At 59.4% G+C, this 26,588-nt stretch carries 25 protein-coding genes and 1 tRNA gene; 8 read left to right on the top strand and 18 right to left on the bottom strand.

Translation table 11 applies throughout. The features are described 5' to 3' along the window. Nucleotides 1-438: 438 nt before the first annotated feature. The 3 genes from ACFQY0_RS03105 to uxaC all read right to left on the bottom strand — a co-directional run bounded on the left by ACFQY0_RS03105 (nucleotide 439) and on the right by uxaC (nucleotide 3,882). Nucleotides 439-514, bottom strand: a tRNA-Lys gene (locus ACFQY0_RS03105). A 102-nt stretch (nucleotides 515-616) separates the two neighbouring features. After that, nucleotides 617-2,401, bottom strand: a complete 1,785-nt coding sequence (locus ACFQY0_RS03110; protein WP_379708982.1) for an arylsulfatase — start codon at nucleotides 2,399-2,401, stop codon at nucleotides 617-619. A 59-nt stretch (nucleotides 2,402-2,460) separates the two neighbouring features. Beyond that, nucleotides 2,461-3,882 carry a glucuronate isomerase gene (gene uxaC, locus ACFQY0_RS03115; RefSeq protein WP_379708984.1) on the bottom strand — a complete coding sequence of 474 codons (1,422 nt, stop codon included), beginning with the start codon at nucleotides 3,880-3,882 and terminating at the stop codon, nucleotides 2,461-2,463. 74 nt (nucleotides 3,883-3,956) lie between these two features. Between uxaC and ACFQY0_RS03120 the strand changes: the two genes are divergently transcribed. Beyond that, entirely contained in the window at nucleotides 3,957-4,922 is a 966-nt protein-coding gene (locus ACFQY0_RS03120) for an AEC family transporter (RefSeq protein WP_379708986.1), read from the top strand. 1 nt (nucleotide 4,923) lies between these two features. Here ACFQY0_RS03120 and hflC read toward each other — a convergent pair whose 3' ends face one another. The 6 genes from hflC to rpsP form a co-directional block, all read right to left on the bottom strand. Then, nucleotides 4,924-5,913, bottom strand: a complete 990-nt coding sequence (hflC, locus tag ACFQY0_RS03125) for a protease modulator HflC (protein WP_379708988.1) — start codon at nucleotides 5,911-5,913, stop codon at nucleotides 4,924-4,926. Nucleotides 5,914-5,916: 3 nt separating this feature from the next. Further along, a complete protein-coding gene (gene hflK / locus ACFQY0_RS03130; RefSeq protein ID WP_379709401.1) occupies nucleotides 5,917-6,882 on the bottom strand; it encodes an FtsH protease activity modulator HflK in 966 nt (321 codons plus the stop codon). Nucleotides 6,883-7,049: 167 nt separating this feature from the next. Then, nucleotides 7,050-7,340: a hypothetical protein gene (locus tag ACFQY0_RS03135; RefSeq protein ID WP_379708990.1), complete on the bottom strand. Its 291-nt coding sequence runs from the start codon at nucleotides 7,338-7,340 to the stop codon at nucleotides 7,050-7,052. After that, nucleotides 7,333-9,483: an AMP-binding protein gene (locus tag ACFQY0_RS03140; RefSeq protein WP_379708992.1), complete on the bottom strand. Its 2,151-nt coding sequence runs from the start codon at nucleotides 9,481-9,483 to the stop codon at nucleotides 7,333-7,335. The genes ACFQY0_RS03135 and ACFQY0_RS03140 overlap by 8 nt, the downstream gene beginning before the upstream one ends. A gap of 88 nt (nucleotides 9,484-9,571) precedes the next feature. After that, nucleotides 9,572-10,657, bottom strand: a complete 1,086-nt coding sequence (prfA, locus tag ACFQY0_RS03145) for a peptide chain release factor 1 (protein WP_379708994.1) — start codon at nucleotides 10,655-10,657, stop codon at nucleotides 9,572-9,574. 209 nt (nucleotides 10,658-10,866) lie between these two features. After that, nucleotides 10,867-11,121, bottom strand: a complete 255-nt coding sequence (gene rpsP / locus ACFQY0_RS03150; RefSeq protein ID WP_379708996.1) for a 30S ribosomal protein S16 — start codon at nucleotides 11,119-11,121, stop codon at nucleotides 10,867-10,869. Between the two features lie 291 nt (nucleotides 11,122-11,412). Between rpsP and ACFQY0_RS03155 the strand changes: the two genes are divergently transcribed. Genes ACFQY0_RS03155 through ACFQY0_RS03175 form a run of 5 tightly spaced genes read left to right on the top strand, consistent with a single transcriptional unit; the run spans nucleotide 11,413 to nucleotide 15,657 of the window. After that, nucleotides 11,413-11,991, top strand: coding sequence for a TPM domain-containing protein (locus tag ACFQY0_RS03155; RefSeq protein ID WP_379708998.1), 579 nt, complete (start codon nucleotides 11,413-11,415; stop codon nucleotides 11,989-11,991). A 5-nt stretch (nucleotides 11,992-11,996) separates the two neighbouring features. Then, nucleotides 11,997-13,001 (top strand): hypothetical protein, encoded by a 1,005-nt coding sequence (locus tag ACFQY0_RS03160; protein WP_379709000.1) that lies wholly within the window; start codon nucleotides 11,997-11,999, stop codon nucleotides 12,999-13,001. Nucleotides 13,002-13,022: 21 nt separating this feature from the next. Further along, nucleotides 13,023-13,634: a methyltransferase domain-containing protein gene (locus tag ACFQY0_RS03165; RefSeq protein ID WP_379709002.1), complete on the top strand. Its 612-nt coding sequence runs from the start codon at nucleotides 13,023-13,025 to the stop codon at nucleotides 13,632-13,634. Nucleotides 13,635-13,664: 30 nt separating this feature from the next. Next, complete coding sequence (locus ACFQY0_RS03170; protein WP_379709004.1) at nucleotides 13,665-14,651, top strand: S1C family serine protease; 987 nt, start codon at nucleotides 13,665-13,667, stop codon at nucleotides 14,649-14,651. Continuing rightward, nucleotides 14,644-15,657, top strand: a complete 1,014-nt coding sequence (locus ACFQY0_RS03175; RefSeq protein ID WP_379709006.1) for a S1C family serine protease — start codon at nucleotides 14,644-14,646, stop codon at nucleotides 15,655-15,657. The genes ACFQY0_RS03170 and ACFQY0_RS03175 overlap by 8 nt, the downstream gene beginning before the upstream one ends. Here the strand turns inward: ACFQY0_RS03175 and moeB are convergent. Further along, on the bottom strand, nucleotides 15,648-16,766 hold the full coding sequence (gene moeB / locus ACFQY0_RS03180; RefSeq protein WP_379709008.1) for a molybdopterin-synthase adenylyltransferase MoeB: 1,119 nt from the start codon (nucleotides 16,764-16,766) through the stop codon (nucleotides 15,648-15,650). The two genes, ACFQY0_RS03175 and moeB, sit on opposite strands and share 10 nt — an antisense overlap. An 87-nt stretch (nucleotides 16,767-16,853) precedes the next feature. Between moeB and ACFQY0_RS03185 the strand changes: the two genes are divergently transcribed. Next, nucleotides 16,854-17,435 carry a thioredoxin family protein gene (locus ACFQY0_RS03185; RefSeq protein WP_379709010.1) on the top strand — a complete coding sequence of 194 codons (582 nt, stop codon included), beginning with the start codon at nucleotides 16,854-16,856 and terminating at the stop codon, nucleotides 17,433-17,435. A gap of 63 nt (nucleotides 17,436-17,498) precedes the next feature. Beyond that, entirely contained in the window at nucleotides 17,499-18,542 is a 1,044-nt protein-coding gene (gene trpD, locus ACFQY0_RS03190) for an anthranilate phosphoribosyltransferase (RefSeq protein WP_379709012.1), read from the top strand. A 1-nt stretch (nucleotide 18,543) separates the two neighbouring features. Here the strand turns inward: trpD and ACFQY0_RS03195 are convergent, their stop codons facing one another. From ACFQY0_RS03195 to ACFQY0_RS03230, 8 genes are all read right to left on the bottom strand, one after another. Next, nucleotides 18,544-20,019 carry an NADH-quinone oxidoreductase subunit N gene (locus ACFQY0_RS03195; RefSeq protein ID WP_379709014.1) on the bottom strand — a complete coding sequence of 492 codons (1,476 nt, stop codon included), beginning with the start codon at nucleotides 20,017-20,019 and terminating at the stop codon, nucleotides 18,544-18,546. Between the two features lie 43 nt (nucleotides 20,020-20,062). Continuing rightward, nucleotides 20,063-21,499 (bottom strand): complex I subunit 4 family protein, encoded by a 1,437-nt coding sequence (locus ACFQY0_RS03200; RefSeq protein WP_379709016.1) that lies wholly within the window; start codon nucleotides 21,497-21,499, stop codon nucleotides 20,063-20,065. A 21-nt stretch (nucleotides 21,500-21,520) separates the two neighbouring features. Further along, nucleotides 21,521-23,362 (bottom strand): NADH-quinone oxidoreductase subunit L, encoded by a 1,842-nt coding sequence (nuoL, locus tag ACFQY0_RS03205; protein WP_379709018.1) that lies wholly within the window; start codon nucleotides 23,360-23,362, stop codon nucleotides 21,521-21,523. Between the two features lie 73 nt (nucleotides 23,363-23,435). Further along, nucleotides 23,436-23,636, bottom strand: a complete 201-nt coding sequence (locus ACFQY0_RS03210; protein ID WP_379709020.1) for a GxxExxY protein — start codon at nucleotides 23,634-23,636, stop codon at nucleotides 23,436-23,438. Between the two features lie 45 nt (nucleotides 23,637-23,681). Further along, nucleotides 23,682-23,999, bottom strand: a complete 318-nt coding sequence (gene nuoK / locus ACFQY0_RS03215) for an NADH-quinone oxidoreductase subunit NuoK (protein WP_379709022.1) — start codon at nucleotides 23,997-23,999, stop codon at nucleotides 23,682-23,684. Nucleotides 24,000-24,006: 7 nt separating this feature from the next. Further along, nucleotides 24,007-24,576 (bottom strand): NADH-quinone oxidoreductase subunit J family protein, encoded by a 570-nt coding sequence (locus ACFQY0_RS03220; protein ID WP_379709024.1) that lies wholly within the window; start codon nucleotides 24,574-24,576, stop codon nucleotides 24,007-24,009. 46 nt (nucleotides 24,577-24,622) lie between these two features. Then, nucleotides 24,623-25,189 carry a 4Fe-4S binding protein gene (locus ACFQY0_RS03225; RefSeq protein ID WP_379709026.1) on the bottom strand — a complete coding sequence of 189 codons (567 nt, stop codon included), beginning with the start codon at nucleotides 25,187-25,189 and terminating at the stop codon, nucleotides 24,623-24,625. Between the two features lie 23 nt (nucleotides 25,190-25,212). Continuing rightward, the gene (locus tag ACFQY0_RS03230) at nucleotides 25,213-26,484 is read right to left on the bottom strand and encodes a complex I subunit 1/NuoH family protein (RefSeq protein WP_379709028.1); all 1,272 of its coding nucleotides are present in this window, start codon (nucleotides 26,482-26,484) and stop codon (nucleotides 25,213-25,215) included. Nucleotides 26,485-26,588: the final 104 nt, after the last annotated feature.

The raw sequence follows: 26,588 nt of genomic DNA on the forward strand, positions 1-26,588 counted from the left end.
GAATGGATATCCCGCGGAAGTCGCTCGAAAAGCGAGGAAGGCTCGGTTTTTCCGAGCTTCGGGCCTCGGGTGGGACAAGCGCGGGGGGATGCTGGTGTTTTCTCGGCAAAATCTCGGCGAAGGATTTGGGTCGGGTATCCGAGGGAGTCTAACAGGGTCGGGTTTCCGGCCTGGCTGAGCTCCCGCGCTGGAAGTGGTGAGCGGTCGTGACTGGTCGTGACCGGTCGGGGAGGAGGACTTGGTAAAACGGGCCTGGAGGGAGGATGGCAGTGCTCCAGCAATGCTCTGCTTAGGTGGCGCCTGGGAATCCCTTGATCGGAAAGATCGTGAAGAGAGCTTCGCTTCTCAGCTTAGGCTGCTGCTTTCGATGGCATTTTCGATGGCGCTTTCGTCAAAGAAAAAGCCTTGCAAGTCTTTGACCTGCAAGGCTTTTGAAAGTGGTACCCCGTCTTGGATTCGAACCAAGGACCAAAAGATTAAGAGTCTTCTGCTCTACCAACTGAGCTAACGAGGCGTTTCCTGCCGCACTCGGCGACGGGCCGGGAAAATAGTCGCGTCGCCCTCGGAGGCAAGGGGAAAATGAGCAAATTCCTGGAAATTCTTGGCGGGGTCGGGATCAGTCGATTTTGGTGACGATCGTGTAGTAGGCACCCAGTTCACCGTCCTTGACGTGGAAGTAGGGAGCCAGCTGGAGGGAGCCCTTTTTCAACTCGGTGGTGAAGCTGACCTCGGCAGCGTCCTCGGGGATGTCGATGGTCTCCAGGTCCTTGCCGTCGATTCTGAGGGTGGCTTTGCTTGCACCGATGGCCTTGCCGGGTTGGCAGCGGAAGGCTTTGGTCGCGCCGGGAACATTCTCGCCGGGAGGAAGGCTGGCATTGATGGCGGCCCCTGATTCGAGCGGCCAACGGCGCAGCGAGATCTGATACTTTCCATCGGTGATCACCTTGACGGCCCAGTGGCCGACATGGAGGAGCTTTTCCGTGTCCGGGTGCTCCATGTTGGCGGAGCGGATCGAGCCCTGGTGCCATGGCGGATGGATTTCCTGGATCCAGTCGTGGGCTGTTAGGGAGACCGTCGGATGATCGGGGTGGCCGAGGTAGATCTCGGTGGTTTCGGAAAATGTCGGCTCAAGTTCGGCCCACCATTTGTCGTAGAAGTCGCGCATCTGGGCGACGACTTCCGGGTGGTCCTTGGCGATGTTCTTCTTTTGTCCGGGGTCGGCGGCGATGTCGTAGAGTTCCTTGCCGTTGATCAGGCGGTACTGCTTCGACATCACGGCGGAACTCCGCCATTTGATCGGATCGCGGACGCGTTGGGAGTCGGTGATGACGTAGCGTTCGGGCCACTCGACCTCCTTGGCAGGATCGAGCAGAGCGGCGATGGAGACGCCGTCGAACTTGATGTCCTTGGGCTTATCGACTCCGGTCATCTCGAGCAGGGTGGGGACGATGTCGGTGACGTGAGTGAGTTCGTTGACGTCGTGTTCTTTGGTGAGTCCGCCGGCGGGCCAGTGGACGAAGAAGGGGACGCGGTGGCCTCCATCGTAGGCGCTGCCCTTGCCACCCCGCATGCCGGCGTTGTAGATCCTGGCTCCGGCAGCCGTTCCATTATCGGTGGTGAAGATGAAGATGGTGTCGTTCTCGATCCCGAGCTGCTTCACCAGTTCACGGGTCTTGCCGACGTTGTCGTCGATGTTGGTGATCATGCCGTAGAAGGCGGCGATGTTCGGTGACTGGTCCTTGTACATGTCCAGATACTTCTGGGGGGCATGCAGCGGGCTGTGCGGGGCGTTGAGGGAAATGTAAGCGAAGAAGGGCTTCTTTTCCTTCGCGCATTTCTCGATGAAGGCGTTGGCCTGTTCGAAGAAGACGTCGGTGCAGAATCCTTTGGCAGGAACGATCTTGCCGTTGTGGAAATAGGAGCCGTCGAAGTAGGCATTGTCCCACACGTCGGGGGTCTGGCCGACGCCGCCGCCGCCATGCCGGTAGACTTCGGTGAAGCCGCGATCTTCCGGACGGTAGGGGTAGTTGTCGCCGAGGTGCCATTTGCCGAACATGCCTGTTTGATAGCCGGCATCCTTGAGCATCTGGCCGATGGTCACTTCGTTGGCGCGGAGCATCGAGCGACCATTGATGGTGTGCCAGACGCCGGTGCGGTTCGTCCAGTGCCCGGTAAGCAGCGAGCAACGGGTCGGCGAGCAGGTCGGAGCGACGTGGTAGTCGCTCAGACCGGACGACTCACCGGCCAGTTTGTCGATGTTAGGGGTTTTGATGATGGGATTTCCCGTGCAGCCGAGATCGCCGTAGCCCTGATCATCGGTGATCACGAAGACGATATTCGTCGGGGCGGCGGCCAGGATGCCTGCGAGGAGACACTGAGCGAGGAGGGTTTTTAGGATCATTGCGGATTAATGAGTACGTGGCTGGGTTGTGGGGTCTATCGTAAGAAATGAGGATGGACTCACTTGAAGTAGGTTTCCGCATTCCCCGAGCAGACGGCGCTGACCAGCTGGGAGAGGGCCTCGAAGTCGTCGGGGAGCTCGCCGCGGTCGGCTTCGCTGCCGATGAGATTGCAGAGGATCCGTCGGAAATATTCGTGGCGCGGGAAGGAGAGGAAGCTGCGCGAGTCGGTGAGCATGCCGACAAAGCGTGAGAGCAGTCCGGTCGACGAGAGCGCATTGAGCTGCATCTCCATGCCTTCCTTCTGATCGGCGAACCACCAGCCGGAGCCAAATTGGATCTTGCCGGGGATCGAGCCGCCCTGGAAGGCGCCGGTCATGGCAGCGAAGAGGTAGTTGTCGGCAGGATTGATGTTGTAGAGGATGATCTTGGGAAGCGAATCCCGTTCGGCGAGTGCGCCGAGGTAGGTGATGAGCGGGCGTCCTTGCGAGAAGTCGCCGATGGTATCGAAGCCGGCATCCGGGCCGATGTTCTTGAAGCCGTGGGGGTTGACGTTGCGGAAGGGGCCGAGGTGGAGCTGCTTGGTCCAGCCCTTGGCGGCATCGAGGCGGCCGAGGAAGAGCATCAGATAGAAGCTGAACTTTTCGCGCTCTTCCGCGCTGCCGGCTTTTCCACTGCGGGCATTTTCGAAAATGATCGAGGCATCGGCATCATCGCATGGGATGGCGGGGCAGTGGTCGAAGCTGTGATCGGAGAGGCGGCAGCCTGCGGCATGGAAGTCATCGTGGCGGACCTGCAGCGCGTTGAGCAGATCGTCGAGCTGGGAAATGTCCGTGTTGGTGATGGCTTCGAGCTTGTCGATCCAGGCGTTGAAATTTTCCGGCTGGTCGACGGCGAATGCCTTGTCGGGACGGAAGGTGGGAGTGACACGGGTGTCGATGCCGGAGTCCGCGATGGCGAGATGATCGTCGAGCGGGTCGACCGGATCATCGGTGGTGCCGATCATCTTGACCTTGAACTTTTTCAGGATGCCATGGACGCAGAACTCATCTTGCGCGAGTCGCTCGTTGGCCTTTTCCCAAATGGTATCGGCGGTGTCCGGTCCGAGCAGCAGGTCGATGTCGAAATAGCGCTGGAGCTCGAGGTGGGTCCAGTGGTGGATCGGGTTGCGGAGCGTGTAGGGAATGGTTTCCGCCCAGGCCTGAAACTTTTCACGCGGCGAAGCGTCGCCGGTGATGGATCGTTCGTCGATGCCATTGGCGCGCATCAAGCGCCACTTGTAGTGGTCGCCTCCGAGCCACAGTTCGGCAAGGTTTGACCAGCGGTGATTGGTCGCGACTTCCTTTTGGGAAAGGTGGGTGTGGTAGTCGTAGATGGGCTGGTCTGCGGCGACTTCGTGAAAGAGGCGGACCGCGGTGGGCGAGTGGAGAAGGAAATCCTTGTCAGGGTAGGGCATGGGAGGATTCCGGAGGAGAAGAGGCATGGCGTCAAGGGAGTTTCCGGAGCGGCGAATGATCGGCTCTTGCCTAGTCGCCGCGGGGCAGGGAGTCTGCCGCCGTGCAAGGCGCAGGGGGAATCATTCAGCAGCTACTGCCGGTCTATCTGCTGATTCTGGTAGGGGCGGGCATGAGGCGGGTCGGGCTGACGAAGCGCGAATACGACGACGCGATTCTCCACCTCGTGTTCAACGTGATGTATCCCTGCTTCATCCTCGACAACATCCTGGGGAGCAGCAGCGTCAAGGTGCCGTCATCGGTGGCCTGGGGGATTGGTCTCGGCTTTCTCTTTCCCGTGGTGGGCATGGGCCTGGCCTGGTTCGTTGCGGGCTGGCTGGGATATGCCAAAGGCAATGGACGGAGAACCTTCGCGGTGACCAGCGGCATCCAGAATTTCGGCTACACCGCCATCCCCGTGATCCAGCAGTTATGGGTCGGCACCGGCGCGATGGCGATGCTCTTCGTGCACAACCTGGGCGTCGAACTGGCGGTGTGGTCTGTCGGCGTGATGCTGATCTCCGGTGACAAGAAGATCCCGTGGAAGCGCCTGGTGAACGGACCGGTGGTCGCGGTGGTGGTCGGCTTGCTGTTGGTCGCGCTGGACTGGGATGGGATGCGGATCAACGATGCCGGAGAGGCGCAGGCCGGCGTGCTCCGGACGACCTTGGAGTGGCTGGGAGCGGGGGCCTATCCGATGGCGCTCTTCGTGACCGGCGGGATCATGATGGACATGATCGGCAAGGAGCGATTCAGCGTGAAGGCTTCGATCGGTGGTTCGGTGCTGCGTCTCGCGGTGATTCCGTTGATCATGCTGTGCGGCGCGAAATTTTTCGGGGCGCCGATCGAGCTCAAACAGGTGCTGATCGTGCAGGCGGCGATGCCCGCCGCGATGACGCCCATCCTGCTCGCCAAGCTGTATGGCGGCCGACCGGCCGTGGCGGTGGAAATCGTCGTCGCCAGCACGGTGCTGAGTCTCTTCACCCTGCCGTTGGTGCTTCTCTTCGGCAGGGCGTTTCTCGGTCTCTGACTTACGGCTCAGGCTTGTCGTCCGCCGACTTGAGCAGATGGAAGAGCTCGGAATCGGTCGAGAGAATCAGCGTCGTGTCTTTCTGCAGCACGCTGCGGTAGACGTCCAAAGTACGAGTGAAGCCGTAGAACTCGGCGGCCTCGGGCGTGCGGTTGTAGGCATCGGCATAAATGCGGGTCGCGGTGGCGTCCGCCTGACCTTTGGTTTCTTCAACCGTCCGGTAGGCACCTGACTCGATTTCGCGCAGTTCCTTTTCCATGTTGCCCTGGATCTTGGCGGCTTCTCCGGCGCCTTCGGAGCGGAAGCGTTCGGCGATTTGTTTGCGCTCGCTGATCATGCGTTCGAAGATGCGCTGCTGGACCGAGGGGTTGTAGTTGATGCGCTTGAAACGCACGTCGAGGAGGCCGATGCCGAACTCGGCGAGCTTGGGAGCCGCCTTGCTGAGGATTTCCTCTTCGAGCACGGTGCGACCGAAGCGGATGGGCCTGAGGACGCCGACCTTGCCCGAACGGTCCGCTTCCACCAGCTCTTCCGCCTGGCGGACTTCGCGGTTCTTGGTCGTTCTAACAGCTTCTATCAGGTCGTGCTTGGCAATGGTGTTGCGGGTCTCACTGCCGAGGATGTCATCAAGCCGCGAGATCGCGCTTCGTTCATCGCGGAGGCGTTCGAAATACTTCAGCGGGTCATCGATCCTCCAGCGGGCGAAGGTATCGACGAGGATGTAGGTCTTATCCTTGGTGGGCATTTCATTCGGCGTCCCGTCCCACTCGAGGATGCGTTTTTCGATGATGTTGACGCGCTGAATGAAGGGGATCTTGAAGTTAAGGCCGGCATCGACGACGGGTTTGCCAACGGGCTTTCCGAACTGCGTGACGATGGCCTGTTGCTGCTCGTTGATGATGTAGAATGAGCCCGTGGCGACGATCAGAAGAACGAAGGCGGCGATGATGCCGAGGCAGCCAACGGCTGCTTTTGAGGTGGAATTGCTCATGACTTATTTGATGGGAAGCTTGCTGTCGTCGAGGTTGAGGAGTGGGAGGATCTGCTTGGCTTCCTCGTCGATGATGATCTTTCGGCCAAGCTGCGGAACGACTTCGCCCATGGTCTCCAGATAGAGTCGCCGTTTGGTGATGTCAGGAGATTTGGCGAACTCGTCGTAGAGCGCGGTGAAGCGGGCGGCATCCCCTTCGGCCTCGTTGATCCGCTGAGTGGCGTAGCCTTCGGCATCGCTGATTTGTCGCTGGGCCTCGCCTCGTGCTTTCGGCACGGCGCGGTTGTAGAGTCCGTTGGCGACGTTGATCGCCTCCTCCTTCTGCTGCTGGGCCTCATTGACTTCATTGAAGGAGCTCTGGACCGGGCGGGGCGGATTGACGTCCTTGAGCTGGACCTGGTCGATGGTCAGGCCCATGCCATATTTGGTGGTCAGGTCCTTGAGTTTCTGAAGCGACTCCGCTTCGATATCCTGACGTCCGATCGTCAGGACCTCGTCCACCGTGCGATCGCCGACGGCTTCACGCATCGCCGATTCGGCGACGTCGCGGAGCGTTTCGTCGGGGTCGCGGACATTGAAAAGGTAGTCCTTGGGGTCGTCGACCCGGTACTGCACCACCCACTCGACCAGCGCCGCGTTGAGGTCGCCGGTGACCATCTCGCGTTCGAACTGCCATTCATCGCGATTGGAGACCTGGGAGCGGTTTTTCGCTCCGGCGGTGCCAAATCCGAACTCGAGTTTCTGCTGACGTCTGACGGCGACCGCCTGCACGGTGTCGACGCCAAAGGGAATCTTGAAGTGGAGTCCACGGTCGACGGTATCGCTGTATTTTCCGAAGCGCATGACGACGCCCTGTTCTTCGGCCTGGATGGTGTAGAAGGAGCTCCAGATGCCGATGAGGACGAGCAGGATTGCCGGGATGACCAGCAGTGCTTTGGGCGAGAAGGGGAACTTTGGGAGGCCCGGCATTTTGGGAAATTGCGGGAACTGCTGGACGTTGCGTGGCGGGAGATCGGGCGGGCCGAAGGAGTTGTTCATGAGCTAGGGAAATCGGTTTGCGGCGGAGTCTTACGGAGGATGCCGGGGTCGGCTAGGAGAATGAGGGACGGAATTTGGAAAGAGGCGTTGGGCGCCGCTCAACGTCTGCGACAGGCGCTGAAAAGTGTGAGAATCGCGCCGAGAAAGAGCCCGCCCGAGAGTCCGGTGGCGAGATGGCCGGCAGCCTTCAGCTGCGCGGCATGGGGTGGGGATCCGGCGCCGGCTGCCCAGCCCCAGAACAGGGCGAAGTAAAAGACGAGGCCGGATAAAGCGAGGAGCGTCAGGAAGAGAATCCAGCCGACTTTGCGTCGGCCCTGGTGGGTGGGCGGCGATGCTCGAGCCTCGCTGTTAGATGGAGGTGCGTCGGGGTCGGGGATCTTTTCAGGCATCGCTCAAGGCGAGATTTTCGCAGCCTTTGAGGTCCAGCTTTCCCGAGGCGAGAACGGGGATTTCATGGACGGGAACAATGGCCTTGGGACACCACAGCGAGGGCAGTCCGGCGTCCATGAGTTTGTAGCGAAGGTCGATGCATTCCTGCTCGAGGGCCGGACCGGCGATCGTGGAGAGCAGGTAGATCGCCTCTCCCTTTTGCGGATCGGGAATCCCGACAATCGCGATCTTCCGTTCGGCTTCGGAATCGAGACCGAGGGCCTTGTTGATCGCCGCTTCCACGGTTTCGTGAGGCACCATTTCGCCGGCGATCTTCGAGAATCGGGAGATGCGTCCTTCGATGAAGAGGAAGCCATCCGCATCGACGCGACCGACGTCGCCGGTGCGGAACCAGCCGTCTTTGGTGAGCACCTCTTCGGTTTTCTTCGGGTTGTTGAGATAGCCCGGGAAAATGTTGGAGCCCTTGAACCAGATGATGCCCTGGTGGTCGAGTGGGCAGGGTTGGTCGGTGGCGGGGTTGGTGAGTCGCACGGCGAGGCCGGGAAGCATGTGTCCGACGGATCCCTGACGGGTGGAGGGAATGAGGCCTTTGCCGGGCTCGGCGGGGGGATTGGGAAGGTTGACGTTGGTCGCCGGAGAGGTCTCGGTCAGGCCGTAGCCCTCCTGAGGCTCGATGCCGAACTTTTCCTTGAAGGCCTCGGTGAGACTCGCAGGGAGTTTCTCGGCACCCGTGACGACCAGTTCGAGCGACTTGAGTTGTTCCGCATCGACGCGCTTCATGTAGCCGCGCAGGAATGTCGGAGTCGCCAGCAGGATGTTGACGCCGTGCTGAACGATCAGTTCGCCGAGCCGCTTCGTATCAAGCGGATTGGGATAGGTGACGAGGTCGACGCCTTCGATCACCGGGAACCAGAGGGTGGCTGTGGTGCCGAAGGAGTGGAAGAGCGGCAGGCAGCCGAGCAGCTTGGAGCCTTCCGGAGCTTCCAGACGTGAGGAGAACTGGCAGACATTGGCCAGCATGTTCCGGTGAGTGAGCGCGACGCCCTTCGGTTCGCCGGAGGATCCCGAGGTGAAGAGCAGCACGGCTTCGTCGTGATTCTTCTTCTTGCCGATGCCGAAGAGCGTCGCAATGACGCCAGTCGGAAGGATCTTCGAGAGGATCGTCCAGGTGATGATCTTGCTTTTGAGCGTCGGAAGGACGCGTTCGATGAAAATCAGGTCGCGGTTCGGTGGCCACGGGAAGGAGGCGACCTTTCTAACAAATGGATCGGCCGTGATGTAGCGATCGAGTCCGGCCTGTCGCATCGCCGAGCGGATGGCTTCGTGGCTGGCGGTGAAATTGAGGTTTACCGGAGTCTTGCCGGCGAAGATCACGGCGAGGTTGGCGACCAGGCCGGCCTTGCCGGGAGGGAGAATGATTCCGACGCGAGCGTTGTCGGTTTCCTCCTTGATGTGTTTGGAAAGCACCAGGGCGGCGGCCAGCAGTCGATCGAAGCCCAGCGTCGAATCATCGGATCCGTCGTAGACCTTGCTGCGACCCCCGTGTTTTTTGAGTCCTTCGAGCAGCGCCGTGGCCAGCGAGCCCTTGAGGAAGGAGCGGGATGAGAAGGATTCTTCGGCCGCCTCGAGCAGGCCTTGACGGAGGGCTGAGCCGCTCGAGTCCTTGGCGGGAATCACTTTGCCGATGGCGATGACGGCCCGGGGAAGGGATCCCGGGCGTTCGATGCAGAGCGCGGTTTCCTGCGGGTAATCGATGACGATCGGAAGCGCCGGGAGACCGAAGGCACCGAGGGTTGCCAGCGTCTTGCCGGGGATGTGGCAGGGGATCGAAGATCGGGCGGCCTGCTTGGCGGGCACAAAGATGAGCACGCCTTCCTTGGCGATCGATGCCTTGAGTTGTTCGCCGGCCGCAGCGGGATCATTGTCATCGTCCGAGAACGCAGCTCCAGATCCGGAGTCTGCCAGCAGCGCGCCGATCTCCGGATCGAGATCGGTCGATTCTTCGATCAGCCAGGTAATGGGCCGGCCTGAGAAGAGGCTGATGAGTTGCGGCAGTTCACTCGCCTCCAAGCGACCTGGGATCACGAGACAGCCAGTGGCGGGAATACGGTCTTTATGGAGGATCTGAACAGCGGAACTCATCGTAATGCAGGCGAACGCAGCCAAATTGGATCGACTGCTAGCATAATCCCAGCCTTTTACCTAGTGGAGTGCGTAATAATTGCGCGATTCACACACGGGCGCCCGACTCGGCTTCGGCCAAGCGCTCCGCCATCTCGGTCCGCTGAAGCGCTGAGGTGATCTCAGCGAGATCGCCGGCGAGGATTCCGTCGAGATTGTGAGTCGTTAGACCGATGCGATGATCGGTAATCCGGCTCTGAGGAAAGTTGTAGGTGCGGATTTTTTCCGAGCGATCACCGGAGCCAATCAGGGCGCGGCGGGTGGCGGAATACTTTTCCTGGGTCTCGCGCTGCTTGGCCTCGTAGAGGCGGCTGCGGAGGATCTGAAGCGCGCGCTCCTTGTTCTGACCCTGGGAGCGACCGTCTTCACAGCGCACCATCAAGCCGGTCGGAAGGTGGAAGACCTGAACGGCGGACTCGGTGCGGTTGACGTGCTGACCGCCGGCACCACCGGCACGGCAGACTTCGATGCGCAGCTCGTCGGGGCGGATCTGGACGTCGACTTCTTCGGCTTCCGGAAGAACCGCGACGGTCACGGTCGAGGTATGAATGCGTCCCTGGGTTTCGGTCGCCGGGACGCGTTGCACGCGGTGGACACCGCTCTCGTACTTGAGCGTGCGGAAAACTTCGTCGCCACTGACGCGCAGCACCACTTCCTTGAAGCCGCCGACATCGGAGGGGCTGCTGCCGAGGTGCTCGGTTTTCCATCCAAGATTCTCGGCATGGCGCTGGTACATGCGCATCAACTCGGCCGCAAAGAGCGAAGCTTCGTCGCCTCCCGCGCCGGCGCGGATTTCGATGAGGGCATCGCGATCTTCATCGGGATCGGCCGGCAGAAGCGCGTATTGAAGTTTTTCCTCGAGAACCGGAACCCGGGCCTCGAGTTCCGGGAGCTCGCTGCTTGCCATTGCCGCGAGTTCCTCGTCGTCGCCCTTCGCCAGCTCCTGGTTGTCGACGATCTGGCTGCGCACGCTTTCGAGTTCGTCCCAGAGTTCGAGAGTTTCCTTCAGCCGTCGGTGTTCGCGCATCACTTCGGTGGCCCGTTTCGCATTTTCGAAGAGCGAGGGGTCTTCGATGGACTCGGAAACTTCCGCGAATCGGCGGCGGCGCTGGGAAATGAGAGTGGCGTAATCCATAGGAGCCTGACGGCGGAGCTATCCAGACACAAAACACCCGCACGGCAAGAACCGGCGGGCACCGGAGGAAAAAAAGTGGGCGGTGGCGTGGCTGCGGGGCGGCCTTGCGTTGGGCTCAAGGAGCATCGGCGCGCGCTTGGAGAAGTACGCGAAAAATGCCGCGCCCCGATGATCGGGGTGCGGCATGGAAAATTTCAGACCAGCGAGACTCAGGCTTTGGCAGCCGAAGTGCGGGCCTTGCGGATGATGCTGGCAACCGTTTCGGACGGCTTGGCGCCCACTCCGAGCCACTTCTCAGCGGCTTCGAGGTCGATGATGTAGTTTTCGCCTTCCTTCATTGGGTCGTAGGTACCGAGTTGCTCGATATAACGTCCATCGCGGCGCTTGCGGCTATCCACGGCGACGATTTTGAAATAGGGGCGATCCTTAGCTCCCTGGCGGTTGAGGCGAATTGCGACGGCCATAATAAAAGTTCGTTGAAAACCCGTAGCAGCACGGGCGGGCGCGGACCCTGCAACGCCTGCCGATACTTGCCAAGCAGAAACTGCATGAATTTATCGCTTTAATTCGATAAGACGAGAAGAGAGTTCTCCCAAGGACGGGGGATAGCGGTCAGGATATTAAGAAGTCTTGATCTTTCGCTTTGACCAAAGACCTCGAAATTGCCTAGATTTCAGGGGTCGACCATGAAGTGCCCACGCTGTGTTCAAGTCATCCACCGGGGAGCGAGTAGTTGCCCGCATTGTGGGTTTGATATGACTTCGGCGGACGAGCGTTACGGCTCCGAAGAGATCGTGATTCGCCGGCTCGAAGATCAGGCGGGCCTGATGCGGAGCCGGGAGCGGGAAAAGGTGGAGGCTGCAATGGATCGTTTCGAGAAGCGCTTTCCTCAATTGTTTTTTGCCGTCTGCACGAGCCGCACGGAAGGCCGCAGTGATGTCAGGCAATTCGGTTTCTGGTTGCTGAACCGGGCGGCCTTCAAGGATGTCCCATTGGATCGTCCGAACGAGTGTGGGATTCTTCTCACCATCGATCCGGATGCGAAATCGGCCGGCCTCACCTGGGGTTATGCCCTCGATGCCTTTCTGAATGCCGACGACACGTTCCTGTTCCTCCGCCATGCTCACGCCTACTGGGTGGAAGGGCGCTACAGCGAGGGGATCGTGCGCGGGCTTCATCAGCTTTCCAAAGTTCTCGCCAAGCGATGCCGGCAGGCAAAGTCCGATCCCGAGCGATTCGAGAAACGAGTGGCTGCCCCGAAGGCGGCACGGCAGGTCGCCGAGCGGATTCGTGCCGGACACCGGAAGTCTGGGAAGAAGGGGGTCGCACCGTGAGGGTCTTGAGCTTTTGTTATGCATTGGCGTCGACGGCCATGGGGGCGGACGGGGTTCCGAGTCTGCCAGCTTGGTCGACGGAGTCACGCGAGTTGGTTTCCCAGGAAGACTGGCTTCCCGGCGCCGATTTGCTCACGCTCGAGGCGGAGGACGGGCCGCAAGCAGCAAGCGGGTTTCCCCTGCCAAGGACGGAGGAGATGGGCGAGGAAGCATCGGACCATGAGATTCCGGACGAGTTCCTGGATGACTACTTCGCCGATCGACCTGAAGGATTCCTCGTCGACCCTCAGGGTTTGCTGCATCCCTCGGCTCGGCGGGATCGCGAAGCCTTTCTGGATTACCACTCGGCCGATTCGAAGATCGACTTCTATGTCTATGTCTTCGGCCCCGATCAGCAGATTCCCGGCGAAGTCCGCGCGGAGGAAATTGGCGAGCGACTTTTCACAGAGGGCAAGCCGTCGCTGAACCTGTTCTATTACCTTGGAGCGCCTTCCCGTGCGGAAATTTTCCTGAGTCCCGGCCTAACCGACGCGGTTTCGGATGCCGAGCGCCGCCGGATTCTTCAAAGTTCGGTACTGGCGGCGGCCGAGCGCTCCGATTCCATTTCGCAGCTTGAGGCATTCTGTGTGCAGACCTCGATCCGAATTTATTGGATCGAGAAAGCCGCGGGTCTGGTTGATGAAAGCGTCCCGGCCCCGGCCGAATCGCCGCTCGCAAGGGCTGAGCCTGACGAGCCCTCGAGGCTGGATCAGTGGAAGGAATCCTTCTCGGTCTTCTGGTTTCACTGGGGGGCGATCATTTCCGTCTCTCTCTCCGGGTTGATGATCTCCATCGGCGCCTGGTGGACTGCCAGGAGGCGTGCCAGGTACCGTTTCCCGGAATTCGATGTCGCGCCGCGGCTCGGCGGTGAACACGCCGCGGGCGTCGGAGCGGTGATTGGATTCGGCAGCACCACCAAGTCTCCGTCGACACAGCACTCCGGTGCCCCGGACTACTTTGGGGGGATCTAACCATACCGAAGGATATTGCCGATGACCGACTGGGACGAACGATGGAGGGAAGGGGACACGCCGTGGGATCACGGGGAAGCCGCCCCGCCATTGCTGGAGCTGCTCGATTCGGAATATGGCGACCATTTGAAAGGCCGGCGCGTGCTGGTTCCCGGATGTGGATCCGGGGAAGATGTCAGGGCGCTTGCCCGGGCGGGGGCACGGGCCACCGGGCTCGATATCTCACCGGCGGCGACGGCTCATGCGCGCCAGCTGGATCCGACCGAGGGTGCCGAGTTTGTCAGCGGAAGCTTCTTCGACTGGTCGTCCGAGGCCTTTGATGCGATTTGGGAGCACACCTGCTTTTGTGCCATCGACCCTGCTGATCGGGTTCGCTACGCCGCAGCTTGTGCGCGACTCATTCGTCCGGGGGGATTTCTGACGGGGGTGTTCTACCTTGAGCCATGGCTTCCGGATGAGCTTCCCGAGCCGCCGCCTTATGGAGCGGAGCGGTCTGAGATCATTGATTTGTTGGAACCGGAGTTTGTTCTTCGTTGGGACAAAGTACCGGATCGGGCGTTCCCCAGTCGCGTTGGCAGGGAGTGGTTGGCCGTTTTCGAGCGAATTGACTGCGATCGGGGGGTTGCGGACTGAGAAATCGAAGGCTAAACTGCGCCAAGCTTCATGAGTTGCATTCGCTTCATTCCCCTGATCGCTGCGGTCGCCGTGGCCTCTCCATCGTTTGCCGAGCGATCCTATGTGAATGATAAGAAGGCACCGGAGAACCGTCATGACCTCGAAGTCATCCAACAGAACCTCATCAAGGTTTTGCCGGCGGCTCGCAAAGCGACGGTGTGCATCGATCTTGGCGAAGGATCCGGCAGCGGTGTGGTGATTTCCAAGGAGGGTCTGATCCTCACGGCGGCGCACGTCACGGCTGGAGTCGGAAAGGAGTTCACGGTGATCTTTGAAGATGGCCGCAAGGTGAAGGCCGAGTCGCTCGGGCTGAACTCCGAGAACGATGCGGCGATGGCGAGGATCATCGATGAAGGTAGCTACCCCTTTGTCAATTTCGACCGCAATGACGGGACCCGTCTGGGTGACTGGGTTTTCGCTCTCGGGCATTCCGGTGGCTTCGACAAGGACCGAGGAAGCGTTGTTAGAATCGGGCGATTGGTTCGGATCATGGACGATACCTACCAATCCGACTGCAATCTGATCGGTGGTGATTCGGGGGGGCCGTTGTTTGATCTGGATGGTCAGCTTATCGCGATCCATTCGCGGGTTGGAAACCGCCTGCCGGAGAACATGCACGTTCCGATGAAGGAATTCCTCAAGGACTGGGACAGCATGTCGAAGAGCGAGTTCATCGGTGACGGGCCCTTTGCGAAGCGGCCTGAAAAAGGAAAGGGGTTTTTGGGACTGCTGGCCGAAACGCACGACAAGGACGGTCTCAAGGTCAAGAAGGTCGGTCGCGAATCACCGGCGGAAAAAGCCGGAATCAAGGCAGGCGATGTGCTTCTGAAAATGGACGGCGTTGAACTCAAGACCCGTGAGGATTTCAAGGACCTGATGAAGGAGAAGGCCCCGGACGAACGGGTGGTCTTCGAAGTCATCAGGAAGGGCAAAATCGAAACTCTGACCCTGCGACTCGGCAACCGTGATGATTAAGCAGTTTACCCTCTTCGTTCTGGCAGGCTCCATCGCATCGTCGTTCGGAGCCCAGAGCCTGGAATTCACCTACCGCACCGCCGGCCCGGCCGTTCATCAGGCCTTCGAACCGGTCCGTGAGTTCCTCCAAAGCAGCAGCGCGGTGATCCGGCGTGGCCGCGAGGAGGTCATCTTCGGCACGGTGGTCTCGCCTGATGGACATGTCCTCACCAAAGCCAGTGAGCTGGGTGACATGGAAGGTCTTTCGGTAACGGTCGATCGCGACACCTTCAGTTCGCCACGAATCGTCGCGGAAGATCCCGTGTGGGATGTTGCCCTTTTGAAAATCGAGGCATCCAATCTGGTTCCTGTTCAGCTCTTCCCGCTGGAAGAACACGCGCATGGCACCTGGCTGGTTGCGAATGGCGCGACGACACGATCCAATCGTCGAGTTCAGGTCGGAGTGGTGGCAGCGAATGAACGCGAGGTGTTTGCAAAAGGGGGAACGGTGCTCGGCGTGGCCCTGAAGGATGATGAGGAGAACGAATTGATCGTCGCCGAAATCACCGAAGGAAGTGGCGCGGAGGAAGCGGGACTGCAGGTCGATGATCAGATCATCAAGGTGGCCGGCACCAAGGTGAAGACCCGCGCTGAAGTCGCGGATGAACTCAAGGAACGTCGCGTGGGAGACGAAATCAGGATCCTCGTGATCAGAAAGGATCAGGAGATCGAGCTGAAGGTGAAGCTATCGGGCAGAGTCGACCTGTTCGGCGAAGAGGCTTCGAGAAACGACATGATGAGCGGCGAGTATTCCGAGCGCCGCAGTGGATTTCCGCGGGTGATGCAGCACGACATCATCGGCAACAAGCACTTCATGGGGGGACCCGTGTTCAATCTCGATGGTCAATGCGTCGGCATGAACATCGCGCGCTTCAGCCGCTGCGAAACCTATGCGATCCCTGCCAAGGAATTGATGCTGATTGTCGATCGGCTGATGAAGGAGTCGAAAGCCGGAGCTCAGCGCTGAAGCCAGGCGTCGATACCGCCTTCGACATTGGTGGCGCCGGTGATTCCCTGTTCTTGAAGGAAGGCGACGGCCCGCGCCGACCGGCCACCGAGTTTGCAGTGCACCAGGACTTCGCCATCACGCGGAACTTCATCGAGTCGGTCGGCGAGCTCTCCGAGGGGAATGAGCGTGCTGCCCGGGATGGCGGCTTCGGCATATTCCGCCGGCTCGCGCACATCGATGAGCACGGTCGACGGATTGGAACTCAGTTTTTCGGCGAGCTCGGACACGCTGATGGATGGAAAGTCGGACATGCTGCAAGTGATGGATGATCGGGTTTCGGGATTGTCGTGGGAGTGAAGGGAAGGCGCATCGCCGCAGAGCCGGCACTTCGGATCGCGGGCGAGACGAAGTGGGCGGAACGAAGTACGAAGGGCATCGTAGCAAGTCAGCTTGCCGAGCGGAACCTCACCGATTCCCAGAAGGAGCTTGATGGCCTCCATCGCCTGGAGGCTTCCGATGATTCCAGGAAGCACCCCGAGCACTCCCGCCTCCGCGCAGCTTGGAGCGGCACCGGGTGCCGGAAGGGTCGGGAGCATGCAGCGGTAGCAGGGACCGCCAAGATGGGGAGCAAAGACCGTGACCTGGCCTTCGAAACGGAAGATCGATCCGTAAACACAGGGCTTCTTTTGGAAGAAGCAGACGTCATTACTCAGAAATCGGGTCGGGAAATTGTCGGTGCCATCGATGAGCAGATCGTAAGGCTCCAGCAACTCGGAGGCATTCTCCGGAGTGAAGCGCTCCGCATGAGCATCGATCGTGATCAGCGGATTGATCTCCCTGAGTCGCGCGACGGCGCTATCGAGCTTTGGCTTTCCGATCCATGATTCTCCATGAAGGATCTGACGCTGGAGGTTCGATTGGTCGACGCGGTCGTCGTCGACCAGCCCAATCCGCCCGACGCCTGCAGCGGCCAGGTAGAGCGCCGCTGGCGAACCCAGGCCTCCGGTGCCGATCATCAAGACGGACGAAGCCTTGAGTTTCCTTTGTCCTTCTTCGCCCACACCGGGGATCGAGAGATGCCGGGCGTAGCGAAGTCGCTCGTCGTGGGTAAGTGGCGGAAATTCCATCGGCTGCAGGGAAAGTAGTCGGCCTGGCAGGGGATGGCAACCCAATCACCGCTTGACGGACTGCATTCGCCGGGGAATGAAAATGGCATGTCAGAAACACTTTCGACCTTCTCGCTCAAGCCCGGCGATGGGGCACCGGACTTCAATCTCCCGGCGCCGGATGGAACGATGCACTCGCTTGGTGAAGTCGCGGGCTCTGCCGGTCTGCTTGTGGTGTTTGCCTGCAATCATTGTCCCTACGTCATTCATCTGGCGGAGATTCTCGGCGATATCGAAAGGGACTATCGCGATCAGGGACTCAAGGTGGTGGCCATTTCCTCGAACGACATCGAGAAGTATCCGCAGGACGCTCCCGAATTGATGGAGAAGTTTGCCGCCGAAAGCCGCTGGGATTTTCCCTACCTCTACGACGCCACCCAAGAGGTCGCGAAAGCCTACGGCGCGGCCTGCACGCCGGACTTCTTTCTCTTCGATAAGGAGCGTCGTTTGTTCTACGCTGGGCAGATGGACGACACGCGGCCCAGATCGGGGCAAAAGCCTGACGGCTCTGATTTGAAGTCCGCCATCGAGTCGATGCTGGCCGGCAAGCAAGCGATCAGCCATCCGCGACCTAGCAGCGGCTGCAACATCAAGTGGATTCCCGGCAACGAACCCTCCTACTTCGGCTGATCTGCGAACTCTTTGAGACATCGAGGTTTGCCTCTCGATCCGTTGTGGGTTTAGGATTTCGCTATGGACGCATTGATTCACCACTTGGACGCAGGCAAGGAACTCAGTGGGTCTGAGGTTGGTGTGGCGGCCGGGCTCTTGCTGGACGCCGATTTCCCCGACGCCAAGAAGGCAAGACTGCTGGAAGGACTTTCAAGAAAGGGCGAAACCGCTGCGGAAATCGCGGGCTTCGTGGAAGCGTTTCTTGAACATGCCGTGGATCCGGAGCTTGAGAAACTTGAGCTCGATGGACCGACGATCGATGTTTGTGGGACGGGCGGCGACAAGTTGAATCTCTTCAATGTGTCGACCACGGCGATGTTCGTGGTCGCCGCTGCCGGAGCAAATGTGCTGAAGCACGGCAACCGCGGAATCACCTCGAAGAGCGGTGGTGCGGACGTGCTCGAGGAGTTGGGCATCCGCATCGACCTGCCGGCTGAGGGCTTCCGCAAGTGCATCAAGGAAGCCGGCGTCGGCTTTCTCTTCGCGCCGAACTACCATCCCGCCTTCAAGGCCGTGGTCGCCGTGCGCAAGCAACTCGCCGAGAAAGGTGTTAGAACGATTTTCAATCTCGTGGGGCCGCTGATGAATCCCGCCCGGCCGCAGTGCCAACTGGTCGGTGTCTTCTCCCGCGAACTGTGCCCGGTATTCTCCGAGATTCTTCAGCGCCTCGGTCGCGAGTGCGCATGGGCCGTCCACGGAACCACCGGCGACGGCCGGTCAGTGGATGAAGTCAGTCTGTTAGGGTCGACCCGGATTTGCAAATCGGGCAGCATGCAGGACATCGAGGACGAGGAGATTCGTCCGCGCGACTTCGGCATGAAGCACGCCGAAGTCGGGGAACTGGAAGGCGGGGACGCCAAGGTGAACGCGGCGATCCTGGAAGCGATTCTGGCCGGGAAAGATACCGGACCCAAGCGCGACATGGTGCTGCTCAATGCCGGCGCGGCGATCGCTTGCTGTGGCCTCTCCGATGATATCGGCGACGGCATCGAACTCGCGAGAACCCTTGTCGAGGACGGCAGTGCGCTGGAAAGACTTCGCGCCCTGCAGTCGATCGCCAGGTGAATCAGTGGCTGCCGAGCAGCCAGAGGATTGGCTGCGGCCAGATACCGAGGATCACGACAGCGGCTGTGAGGATGCCGACACAGTAGCTGGAAATTTTCGGCATCTGGAATGGCTTCGATGCTTCGCTTGGTTCGTTCCACCACATCGAGCGGATCAGCTTGAAGTAGTAGTAGAAGCCTGCGGTCGCACCGACGGCAGCGAGGATCACGCCCCACCAGAGGCCGGCCTGGGCTGCGAGGAGGAAGACGAAGAACTTACCCCAGAATCCGGCGGTCAGCGGGATACCTGCGAGAGCGGCCATGATGATGGTCATGGCGACGGCGAGCATCGGGCTGCGCTTTCCGAGGCCGTCGAAAGCGTCGATCATTTCCGAGTCCTTCTGGACCTTGATCTGAGCCAAGACAAAGAAGGATGCCAAGGTCATGAGAAGGTAGGTGGCGAGGTAGAAGGAAACGGCGCCGACGGAGCCAAGCTCTTCGGCGTCGCCCTTGGTCCAGGCCGCAAGAGCGAGGATCAGGAAACCGGCGTGGGCGATCGAGGAGTAAGCGAGCAGACGCTTGAAGTTCGATTGGGCGATGGCGGCGAAGTTGCCGAAGATCACCGTCGCTCCCGCCATGACCAAAAGCATGATCTTCACGGAGTTGACCACGATTTCAGATCCATTCTCCATGATGGGTGTGAGGAAACGGATCAGCAGGATGAATCCAGCGGCCTTGGATCCAACGGAAAGGAAGGCGGTGGTGGGAGTCGGCGCGCCTTGATAAACGTCGGGAATCCAAACCTGCATCGGAACGGCACCGATCTTGAAGCCGAGAGCCACCAGAATCAGGCCGACCCCGAAGAGCAGAGGCGTCGTGCTTTCGAGACCGCCTAACTTCGCTCCGATTTCCGCAAGGTTCATGGTGCCGGTAGCGCCGTAGATCCAGGCGATGCCGTAGACGAGGAAGCCGGTGCTGAGTGCGCCGAGAATGAGGTATTTCACACCTGCCTCGAGCGAGCCAACATTGCGGCGCATGTAGGCGACGAGGATGTAGAAGGTGATGGTGACGAGTTCGAGGGCGACGAAGGCACCGGCAAGGTCCTTCGCCGAAGCCATCCACATCATGCCAGCGCAGGCGAAGACCGGCAGCGCGTAGAACTCACCGGTTCCCGACTCGGACTCCGGATGATCCGTGAAACGCGAGAGCACCGAGCGGAAGTCGATCGACATCAGGATGACCAGCGCGGTGCAGACGAGAGCGAAGCCCTTGTAGAAACGGGCGAGGCCATCGAATTGATAGAAGTTCTGCCAGATCGGAGCGAAAGCGGCTTCCTCACTCGGACCTTTCGCGAAGAAAAGCAGCACAAGGATCGCAGCCAATCCGGCTGCTGCAGAGATTCCGACAGCTTTCTTCGAGTGACTCGGGCCAAATGCCTCGATCATCAACAGGACAATGCCGAGAATTACAGTAAAGGCTTCGAGGTAGTAAGCGGGCATGGCGTAAAAAATTTCCGATGGTCAGGTAACAATGCCGGTACTGTTACTTGAGCAGGCTGAGAAGGAGGTTCGGGAAGATGCCGACGGCGAGGAGCACGACGGCGAGAAGGACGGCAGGAATGCGGTCCATCAGAGTAAGGTCGGCGGCCGACTCGGTGTTCGAGACGGCAGGGCCTTGGAAGATGTTGCGATAGGCGCGCAGCATGTAGACGGCGCTGATCACGACGCCCCAGATCGAAAGGATGCAGGTGATCTGGACGGGGCCGAGACCGGCGACCGGATCGTAGTTCTTGAAGGAGGAGATGAAGACCATCACTTCACCTGCGAAGTTCGCGAGGCCGGGAAGGCCGATGCTTGCCATGCCGACGATGCCGAAGAGGAAGGCGAGCTTGGGAGCGGATTTGGCGAGGCCACCGAGTTCCTGAAGATCCAGCGTGCCGGTGCTGCGCTCGATCTTATCGGCGAGGCCGAAGAGCATGGCGATCGAGATGCCGTGCGCGAACATCAACAGGACGGCCGCCGGCTTGGCGAGTTCGTTGACCGCGCCATTCGCACCCGCGAGGGCGGCGATCGCGAGGAAGATGTAACCCATGTGCATCACCGACGAGTTACCGAGCATGCCGTCGAGACGCTTCTGATTGATCGTTACAAAACCTACCCAGAGAACGTTGCCAAGCAGCAGCACGCAGAGCGGTGTGACCCAGGCGTGCATGCCTTCAGGGAGAAGGGGCACGGCAAGACGAAGCAGGCCGTAGAGACCAAACTTCTTCAAGACGCCCGCGTGAAGCATCGTCGTGGGTGCCGGTGCGCTGGCGTAAGCCGGTGCGGCCCACGAGTGGAAAGGGAAGAGGGAAACCAGAACGCCGAAACCGACAATCAGCAGTCCGGCGATTCCTTTCTGCGCGTCTGGATCGATCGAGGCGGCCGACATCGCCGTCATGTCGAGCGTGCCGGTTGCGGCTGCGAGCCAGGCGAGTCCCGCGAGCAGAACGAGTGACCCGAATCCGAGATAGATGGTGATTTTCCAGGCAGCCTCCTTGCGGTCGCCGCGACCGAGCATGCCGATCATCAGGAAGGTCGGGATCAGAGCAAGCTCGTGGAAGGCGTAGAAGAAGAACAGATCGGTCGAAATGAAGGCACCGATCGCGCCAGCGGAAATCAACAGCGAGGAGCCGTAGTAGAGTCGCTCTTTTCCTTCCGGAGCCTTACCGGAAAGCAGCGCGGCGAACGTGACGATCACCGAGAGCAGCAGCATCACCGTGCTCATGCCGTCCGTTCCGAGACTGAGAGCCAGATTGATGGCCGGACGTTCCAGCATGGGAACCGAGAAGTTCCAGAAACCGGCACCGGAGGTGAATACAGCGGCGAGGCCGAGGGCAAGATTGGCGGCGCCAGCCATCTGAGCCGTGAGCTTGGCTTTGCTGCCGGTGAAGATCGCGCAGGCGGCGATGATCGGGATGAGGATGAGCAGTAGGAGCATCGGAAATCTCTAAGTTGGGGATTACCTCCAGAAAGCGGTGAAGTAGATGACGGCGATCACACCGATGCCGAAGGCGAAGGCGTAGCCCTGAAGGTTGCCACTTTGCACGCGGCGGAAAACATTGCCAAAGGACTCGGCGAGTCGGCTGGAACCTCCGACGAGGATGCCATTGATGAGCAGCTCATCCAGGAAATGGATGATCGCGGCAAGACCATCCTGGAGGTATCGGACGAGTCCTTTCTCGTAGAAGGTATCGATGTAGAAGCGGTTGCGGAACAGCGGAATCGACACAGGATCTTTCTCCTTGCCTCTGTAGAGCACGATGGCGGCTCCGACGCCAATGATCATGGCTCCAAGTGAGATCCAGAAGAGGCCATTGAACTGAAGGTGACCGGCATGCTCGGGAAGGTCCGGGGAAATCTTGTTGAGGAACGGCCAACCCGCAAAGAGCGCAAGTCCGGCAAGAAGCACGAGAGGCACGAACATCAGGGGACCCACTTCGTGGGCATGATCGGAATCCTTGCCTCGGGGCTTTCCGAGGAACGCGATAACGAAGGCGCGCGTCATGTAGAACGGAGTAAGAACCGCAACGACAACGGCGATCCAGAAGAAGACCATCGAATTGCCCTCAATGTGACCGTAGTGATCCGCAGCATGAAGGATTCCCTCCTTTGAGAAGAAACCAGAGGTCCCCGGGAAAGCGATCAGGGCAAGAAGTCCGATCAGGAATGTGAAGCCGGTGATCGGCATCTTCCGAAGCAGGCCGCCCATTTTCCAGATGTTCTGTTCGTGGTGGCAGGCAAAGATCACCGCCCCCGAACCGAGGAACAGCAGGGCCTTGAACCACGCGTGGGTGAAGAGGTGGAACATTCCGGCATTCGCGCCGAGGAGTCCAACGGCCATCACCATGTAGCCGAGCTGCGAGAGCGTTGAGTAGGCAAGGATCCGCTTGATGTCATCCTGCTGCGTGGCCATCAGTGCGGCACCGAGGGCGGTTATGGCTCCCAGCCATGCAATGGTCTCCCCTGCAAATCCCGCAAAGGCCGCCTCACCGAGGGATAGCTGGACCCGGGCGAGCATGTAGACGCCAGCCGCGACCATGGTGGCGGCGTGGATCAGGGCGGAGACGGGAGTCGGGCCTTCCATGGCATCGGGAAGCCAGACGTGGAGTGGCATCTGAGCCGACTTTCCGACCGCTCCGCAGAAGACACAGAGGATCGCGGTTCCGAGAAGGGTTCCGACGATTGCCGGATTGGCGGCCGTGAAGGCGGCGAGTCCAGCGCCCATCTCATCGAAGACAAACGTGCCGGTGAGTCCGAACAGGAGCAGGATGCCAACCATGAATCCGAAGTCACCGATGCGGTTGACGAGGAAGGCCTTCTTGGCGGCGTCGGCGGCGGAGTCCTTCTGATACCAGTGACCGATCAGCAGGTAGGAGCTGAGGCCGACCAACTCCCAGAAGATGAAGGTCATGATGAAATTGCCGGACAAGACAATGCCGGTCATCGAGAACATGAAAAGCGAGAGGCCGGTGAAGTAGCGGGCTTTCGCGGAGTCATCCGCCATGTAGGCGAGCGAGAAGATATGCACCAGCATGCCAACGCCGGTCACCACGATCATCATGCCCTTGGAGAGCTGATCGAGCTTCATCGAGATATCGACATTGAAGTCGCCGATCGTGATCCAGTGGAAAGGATTTGGCGCGGCATCGCTGCCGAGCAGAATGACGGCGATGCCAAAGGTCACCACGGCCGAGCCGGTGGAGACCATCGAGGCGATGAACGCGTTGCGCTTCAGATAGAGCTGATTCGCAACAGCAGCGATCAGGGGAAGCAAAAGGAGGAGCCAGGCGAGATTGGTCATCAGTCAGGTTGACGGAAATTTGAGTGGGAACCGCAGATTACGCAGATTGTTAGGATGATCCTTATCGAAGTAATTATGGTTGGGAACGAATGATTCTACGGACCTCCAAAGAAGGTTTGGCGAAATTGAGAATCTCAGCCATTTCGATGCATATTGAGTTTTCATAGGCCTTCTCGTCCAACCCGGGGCCGTGACATGAATGAACCTTCATCGCCATTCCAATGAGCGATCTTGTAAGTTCGGCTTCAGGCCCCGTATAGTCATTCGTTGGCATATTCAAAAATCCGGATAATCTGCGTAATCTGCGGTTGTGATGTTTTTATCCCTTCATGCTGGTCAGGTCATCGGTGTGGATGGTCTGACGGGCGCGGTAGAGGGCGACGATGATGGCGAGGCCCACGGCGACCTCGGCGGCCGCCACGGTGATCACGAAGAAGACGAGCATCTGACCGTTGTAGTCAGGCAAGCCGTGGGTCCCATTGAAGCGGGAGAAGGCAACGATCGTCAGGTTCGCAGCGCTGAGCATCAGCTCGAGGCACATGAAGATCACGATGATGTTGCGACGCAGGACGACACCGGCGAGACCGATGGCGAACAACAGCCCGGAGACGAGAAGGTAGGAATAGAGAGAAGCCATGGTGAGGTCAGACCGCTTGGCGTTTTGAAAGGACGACCACGCCGATGGTGGCCACAAGAAGAAGCACTCCGACGATTTGAAGTGGGAGATTGTACTGGGTGAAGATGACATCACCGACGAGGTTCACGTCGGGAAGTTGCCCCTTTTCCAAACTCTTCGGAATCCGATCGCCAGCGTGGGGGTGGGTCTCCGCATAGTGGGCGGCAGCGGCCTTCAGATCCAGAGGAGTCGAAGCCTTGTGGGGCGTCGCTCCGAGAATGCCGAGCAGCTGAATGGTGAATGCAAGCACGATGCCCAAGCCGCCGACGATCGGAACCACCTTGGGTGTTTGCTTTTCCTCGGTCTTGAGATCGAGAAGCATGATGATGAAGATGAACAGCACCATGATGGCACCGGCATAAACGAGAATCTGCATGATGCCGACGAAGTAGGCATTCAGGCCGATGAAGAGACCGGCGAGCCCGACGAATGAGGCGACCATCGAAAGCGCCGCCGCGACGGGATTTCGAAGCGAGATGACGGAGAGGCCGCCAACGAGCATGACCATGGCGAAGAACCAGAATAAAGGCAGAGACATTGGGGATTAGGAAATTTGGTTAATTGGGGGCGTATTCGAATGCCGCCTACTTCAGCTCGTTCCACTTGTTGACGAGGCCAACTCTCTTTCCTCCAATTTCATAGAGCCGCTTCTTGTCGTGAACCATCTCGGCACGATTCAGCCCGGAAATCAGGTAGTCCTTGCGGAGGTAGATGGCCTGCTCGGGGCAGACTTCTTCGCACATGCCGCAGTAGATGCAGCGGGTCATGTCGATTTCGAATTCCTTCGGACGCTTCTCAACCTTGGCCCATGGATCGTCAGAGGGGATTTCACCTGGAGTGATCGCGATCGCCTTCGGAGGACAGATGAATTCGCAAAGCTGGCAGGAGACGCAGCGTTCGCGATCCTGCTCGTCGGTGACGAGTGCTGGAGCGCCACGGTAGTATTCCGGCATGTGCTCGTCCCACTTCTGTTCGGGGAACTGCATGGTGGCTCCGAGACCGGAGGACGCCATGTCCTTGGCACCGCGGGTTTTGTTCCGCAGCGAGGCCACGGCGTGCTTCATGGTGATGAAGAAGCCTTTGACGATGGCACCGAGATAGAACTTTTCTCCAGCGTTCAGTTCGGGGCGTTTGACTTTGATGACTGCCATGGAAATTGGGGATCCGTTCGGTGTTATCCGAGATGACCGGAATTCGGGGCTTCTTTCTTATCGGAAACCTTGAGCACCCAGATGAGGGCGGCGCTGACCACCACCAGAAGAACGGCTCCAATGATGGTTGAGACCACTTTCAATTCAGGTGCGGCGATGATGAGGGCGGCGAGGAAAACGTTGATGAGGGCTGCTTCAAAGAAGATCACCCAACCGAGACGCATCAACTGGTCGTAGCGGAAACGTGGAACCGTCCAGCGGACCAGGATGAAGAAAAGGATGAAGGCGACCAGCTTGGTCATGAAGACGGCAAGGTGAACGAGACCGGAAAACCATACCCAATTGCCCTGAGCGTCCTGAAGGCTGGAATCCCAGTTGAATGGCAATGACCAGCCTCCGAGGAACATCGTCACGATGAGGGCTGAGCCAATGACCATCGCGGCGTATTCGCCCATGAAGAACATCGCGAACTTCATCGACGAGTACTCGGTGTGGTAGCCGCCGACGAGTTCGGTTTCGCACTCCGGAAGGTCGAAGGGCATGCGGTTGGTTTCCGCAAAGATCGAGATCGTGAAAATCAGGAAGGCGAGGAAGGCGGGAATCCAGAAAATCCACGCGGAGTAATCGCCCCCGTTGTTCCAGGGTGCGGAATCTCCCCAGAAGGGAAGCAGCAACCACCCATTGGCCGATTGCTCTTCAACGATGTTCGAGAGGTTCAATTCTCCATACCAGAGAAGAACCGGGATGATCGAAAGTCCGAGACAGATCTCATAGGAAATCATCTGCGCCACCGAGCGAACGCCACCGATGAACGGGAACTTCGAATTGGAAGACCAACCCGCGAGCGTGATGCCGTAAACGGTGAGCGAAGAGATCGCAAAGATGAAGAGGGGACCAACGTCGAGATCGGCGATCACGAGTTTGATCTCTTCCCCGTTGATGGTGATCGGTGAGCCGAAGGGAACGACGCAGACCGTCACAAGCGCGGGAATCACCGTGAGCGCCGGAGCGAGCCAGTAAAACGACTTGCGAACGTGAACCGGCGTGAAGTCCTCCTTGAGGAAAAGCTTCAGGCCGTCGGCCATCGGCTGCACGAGACCGAAGAACGAGAAATCCTTCTTGGCTCCGAAGAGGGTTAGAGGAATTCCGACGCGGTTCGGACCAACGCGGTCCTGGATGATCGCAGAAAAGCGGCGCTCGAAATACACTGAGATCGGAACCAAGGGAAGGACGACCATGAAGGTGAGTCCGATGACCTTGATCAGGATGATCGCGATGTTAAAAAGAAGATCCATTTGGATTAAGTGATCGGTGACCCGTTATTTGTTGTCAGATTTGCCATCCGGCAGACTTTCTGATCTTCGAAACTCATGATGCTTTCTTCGCCCATCGAACTGAT

Origin of the sequence: Haloferula chungangensis (assembly GCF_042664875.1) — a bacterium.
GTDB lineage: Bacteria > Verrucomicrobiota > Verrucomicrobiia > Verrucomicrobiales > Akkermansiaceae > Haloferula > Haloferula chungangensis.

Coding starts and splice junctions, on each gene's coding strand:
- ACFQY0_RS03170 (WP_379709004.1), top strand. CDS start 13,665: ATGAGTTGCATTCGCTTCATTCCCCTGATCGCTGCGGTCGCCGTGGCC.
- trpD (WP_379709012.1), top strand. CDS start 17,499: ATGGACGCATTGATTCACCACTTGGACGCAGGCAAGGAACTCAGTGGG.
- ACFQY0_RS03220 (WP_379709024.1), bottom strand. CDS start 24,576: ATGTCTCTGCCTTTATTCTGGTTCTTCGCCATGGTCATGCTCGTTGGC.
- ACFQY0_RS03175 (WP_379709006.1), top strand. CDS start 14,644: ATGATTAAGCAGTTTACCCTCTTCGTTCTGGCAGGCTCCATCGCATCG.
- hflC (WP_379708988.1), bottom strand. CDS start 5,913: ATGAGCAATTCCACCTCAAAAGCAGCCGTTGGCTGCCTCGGCATCATC.
- rpsP (WP_379708996.1), bottom strand. CDS start 11,121: ATGGCCGTCGCAATTCGCCTCAACCGCCAGGGAGCTAAGGATCGCCCC.
- ACFQY0_RS03195 (WP_379709014.1), bottom strand. CDS start 20,019: ATGCCCGCTTACTACCTCGAAGCCTTTACTGTAATTCTCGGCATTGTC.
- ACFQY0_RS03140 (WP_379708992.1), bottom strand. CDS start 9,483: ATGAGTTCCGCTGTTCAGATCCTCCATAAAGACCGTATTCCCGCCACT.
- ACFQY0_RS03110 (WP_379708982.1), bottom strand. CDS start 2,401: ATGATCCTAAAAACCCTCCTCGCTCAGTGTCTCCTCGCAGGCATCCTG.
- nuoL (WP_379709018.1), bottom strand. CDS start 23,362: ATGACCAATCTCGCCTGGCTCCTCCTTTTGCTTCCCCTGATCGCTGCT.
- ACFQY0_RS03165 (WP_379709002.1), top strand. CDS start 13,023: ATGACCGACTGGGACGAACGATGGAGGGAAGGGGACACGCCGTGGGAT.
- nuoK (WP_379709022.1), bottom strand. CDS start 23,999: ATGGCTTCTCTCTATTCCTACCTTCTCGTCTCCGGGCTGTTGTTCGCC.
- uxaC (WP_379708984.1), bottom strand. CDS start 3,882: ATGCCTCTTCTCCTCCGGAATCCTCCCATGCCCTACCCTGACAAGGAT.
- ACFQY0_RS03155 (WP_379708998.1), top strand. CDS start 11,413: ATGACTTCGGCGGACGAGCGTTACGGCTCCGAAGAGATCGTGATTCGC.
- ACFQY0_RS03200 (WP_379709016.1), bottom strand. CDS start 21,499: ATGCTCCTACTGCTCATCCTCATCCCGATCATCGCCGCCTGCGCGATC.
- ACFQY0_RS03210 (WP_379709020.1), bottom strand. CDS start 23,636: ATGCCAACGAATGACTATACGGGGCCTGAAGCCGAACTTACAAGATCG.
- moeB (WP_379709008.1), bottom strand. CDS start 16,766: ATGGAATTTCCGCCACTTACCCACGACGAGCGACTTCGCTACGCCCGG.
- ACFQY0_RS03135 (WP_379708990.1), bottom strand. CDS start 7,340: ATGCCTGAAAAGATCCCCGACCCCGACGCACCTCCATCTAACAGCGAG.
- prfA (WP_379708994.1), bottom strand. CDS start 10,657: ATGGATTACGCCACTCTCATTTCCCAGCGCCGCCGCCGATTCGCGGAA.
- ACFQY0_RS03230 (WP_379709028.1), bottom strand. CDS start 26,484: ATGGATCTTCTTTTTAACATCGCGATCATCCTGATCAAGGTCATCGGA.
- ACFQY0_RS03185 (WP_379709010.1), top strand. CDS start 16,854: ATGTCAGAAACACTTTCGACCTTCTCGCTCAAGCCCGGCGATGGGGCA.
- ACFQY0_RS03225 (WP_379709026.1), bottom strand. CDS start 25,189: ATGGCAGTCATCAAAGTCAAACGCCCCGAACTGAACGCTGGAGAAAAG.
- hflK (WP_379709401.1), bottom strand. CDS start 6,882: ATGCCGGGCCTCCCAAAGTTCCCCTTCTCGCCCAAAGCACTGCTGGTC.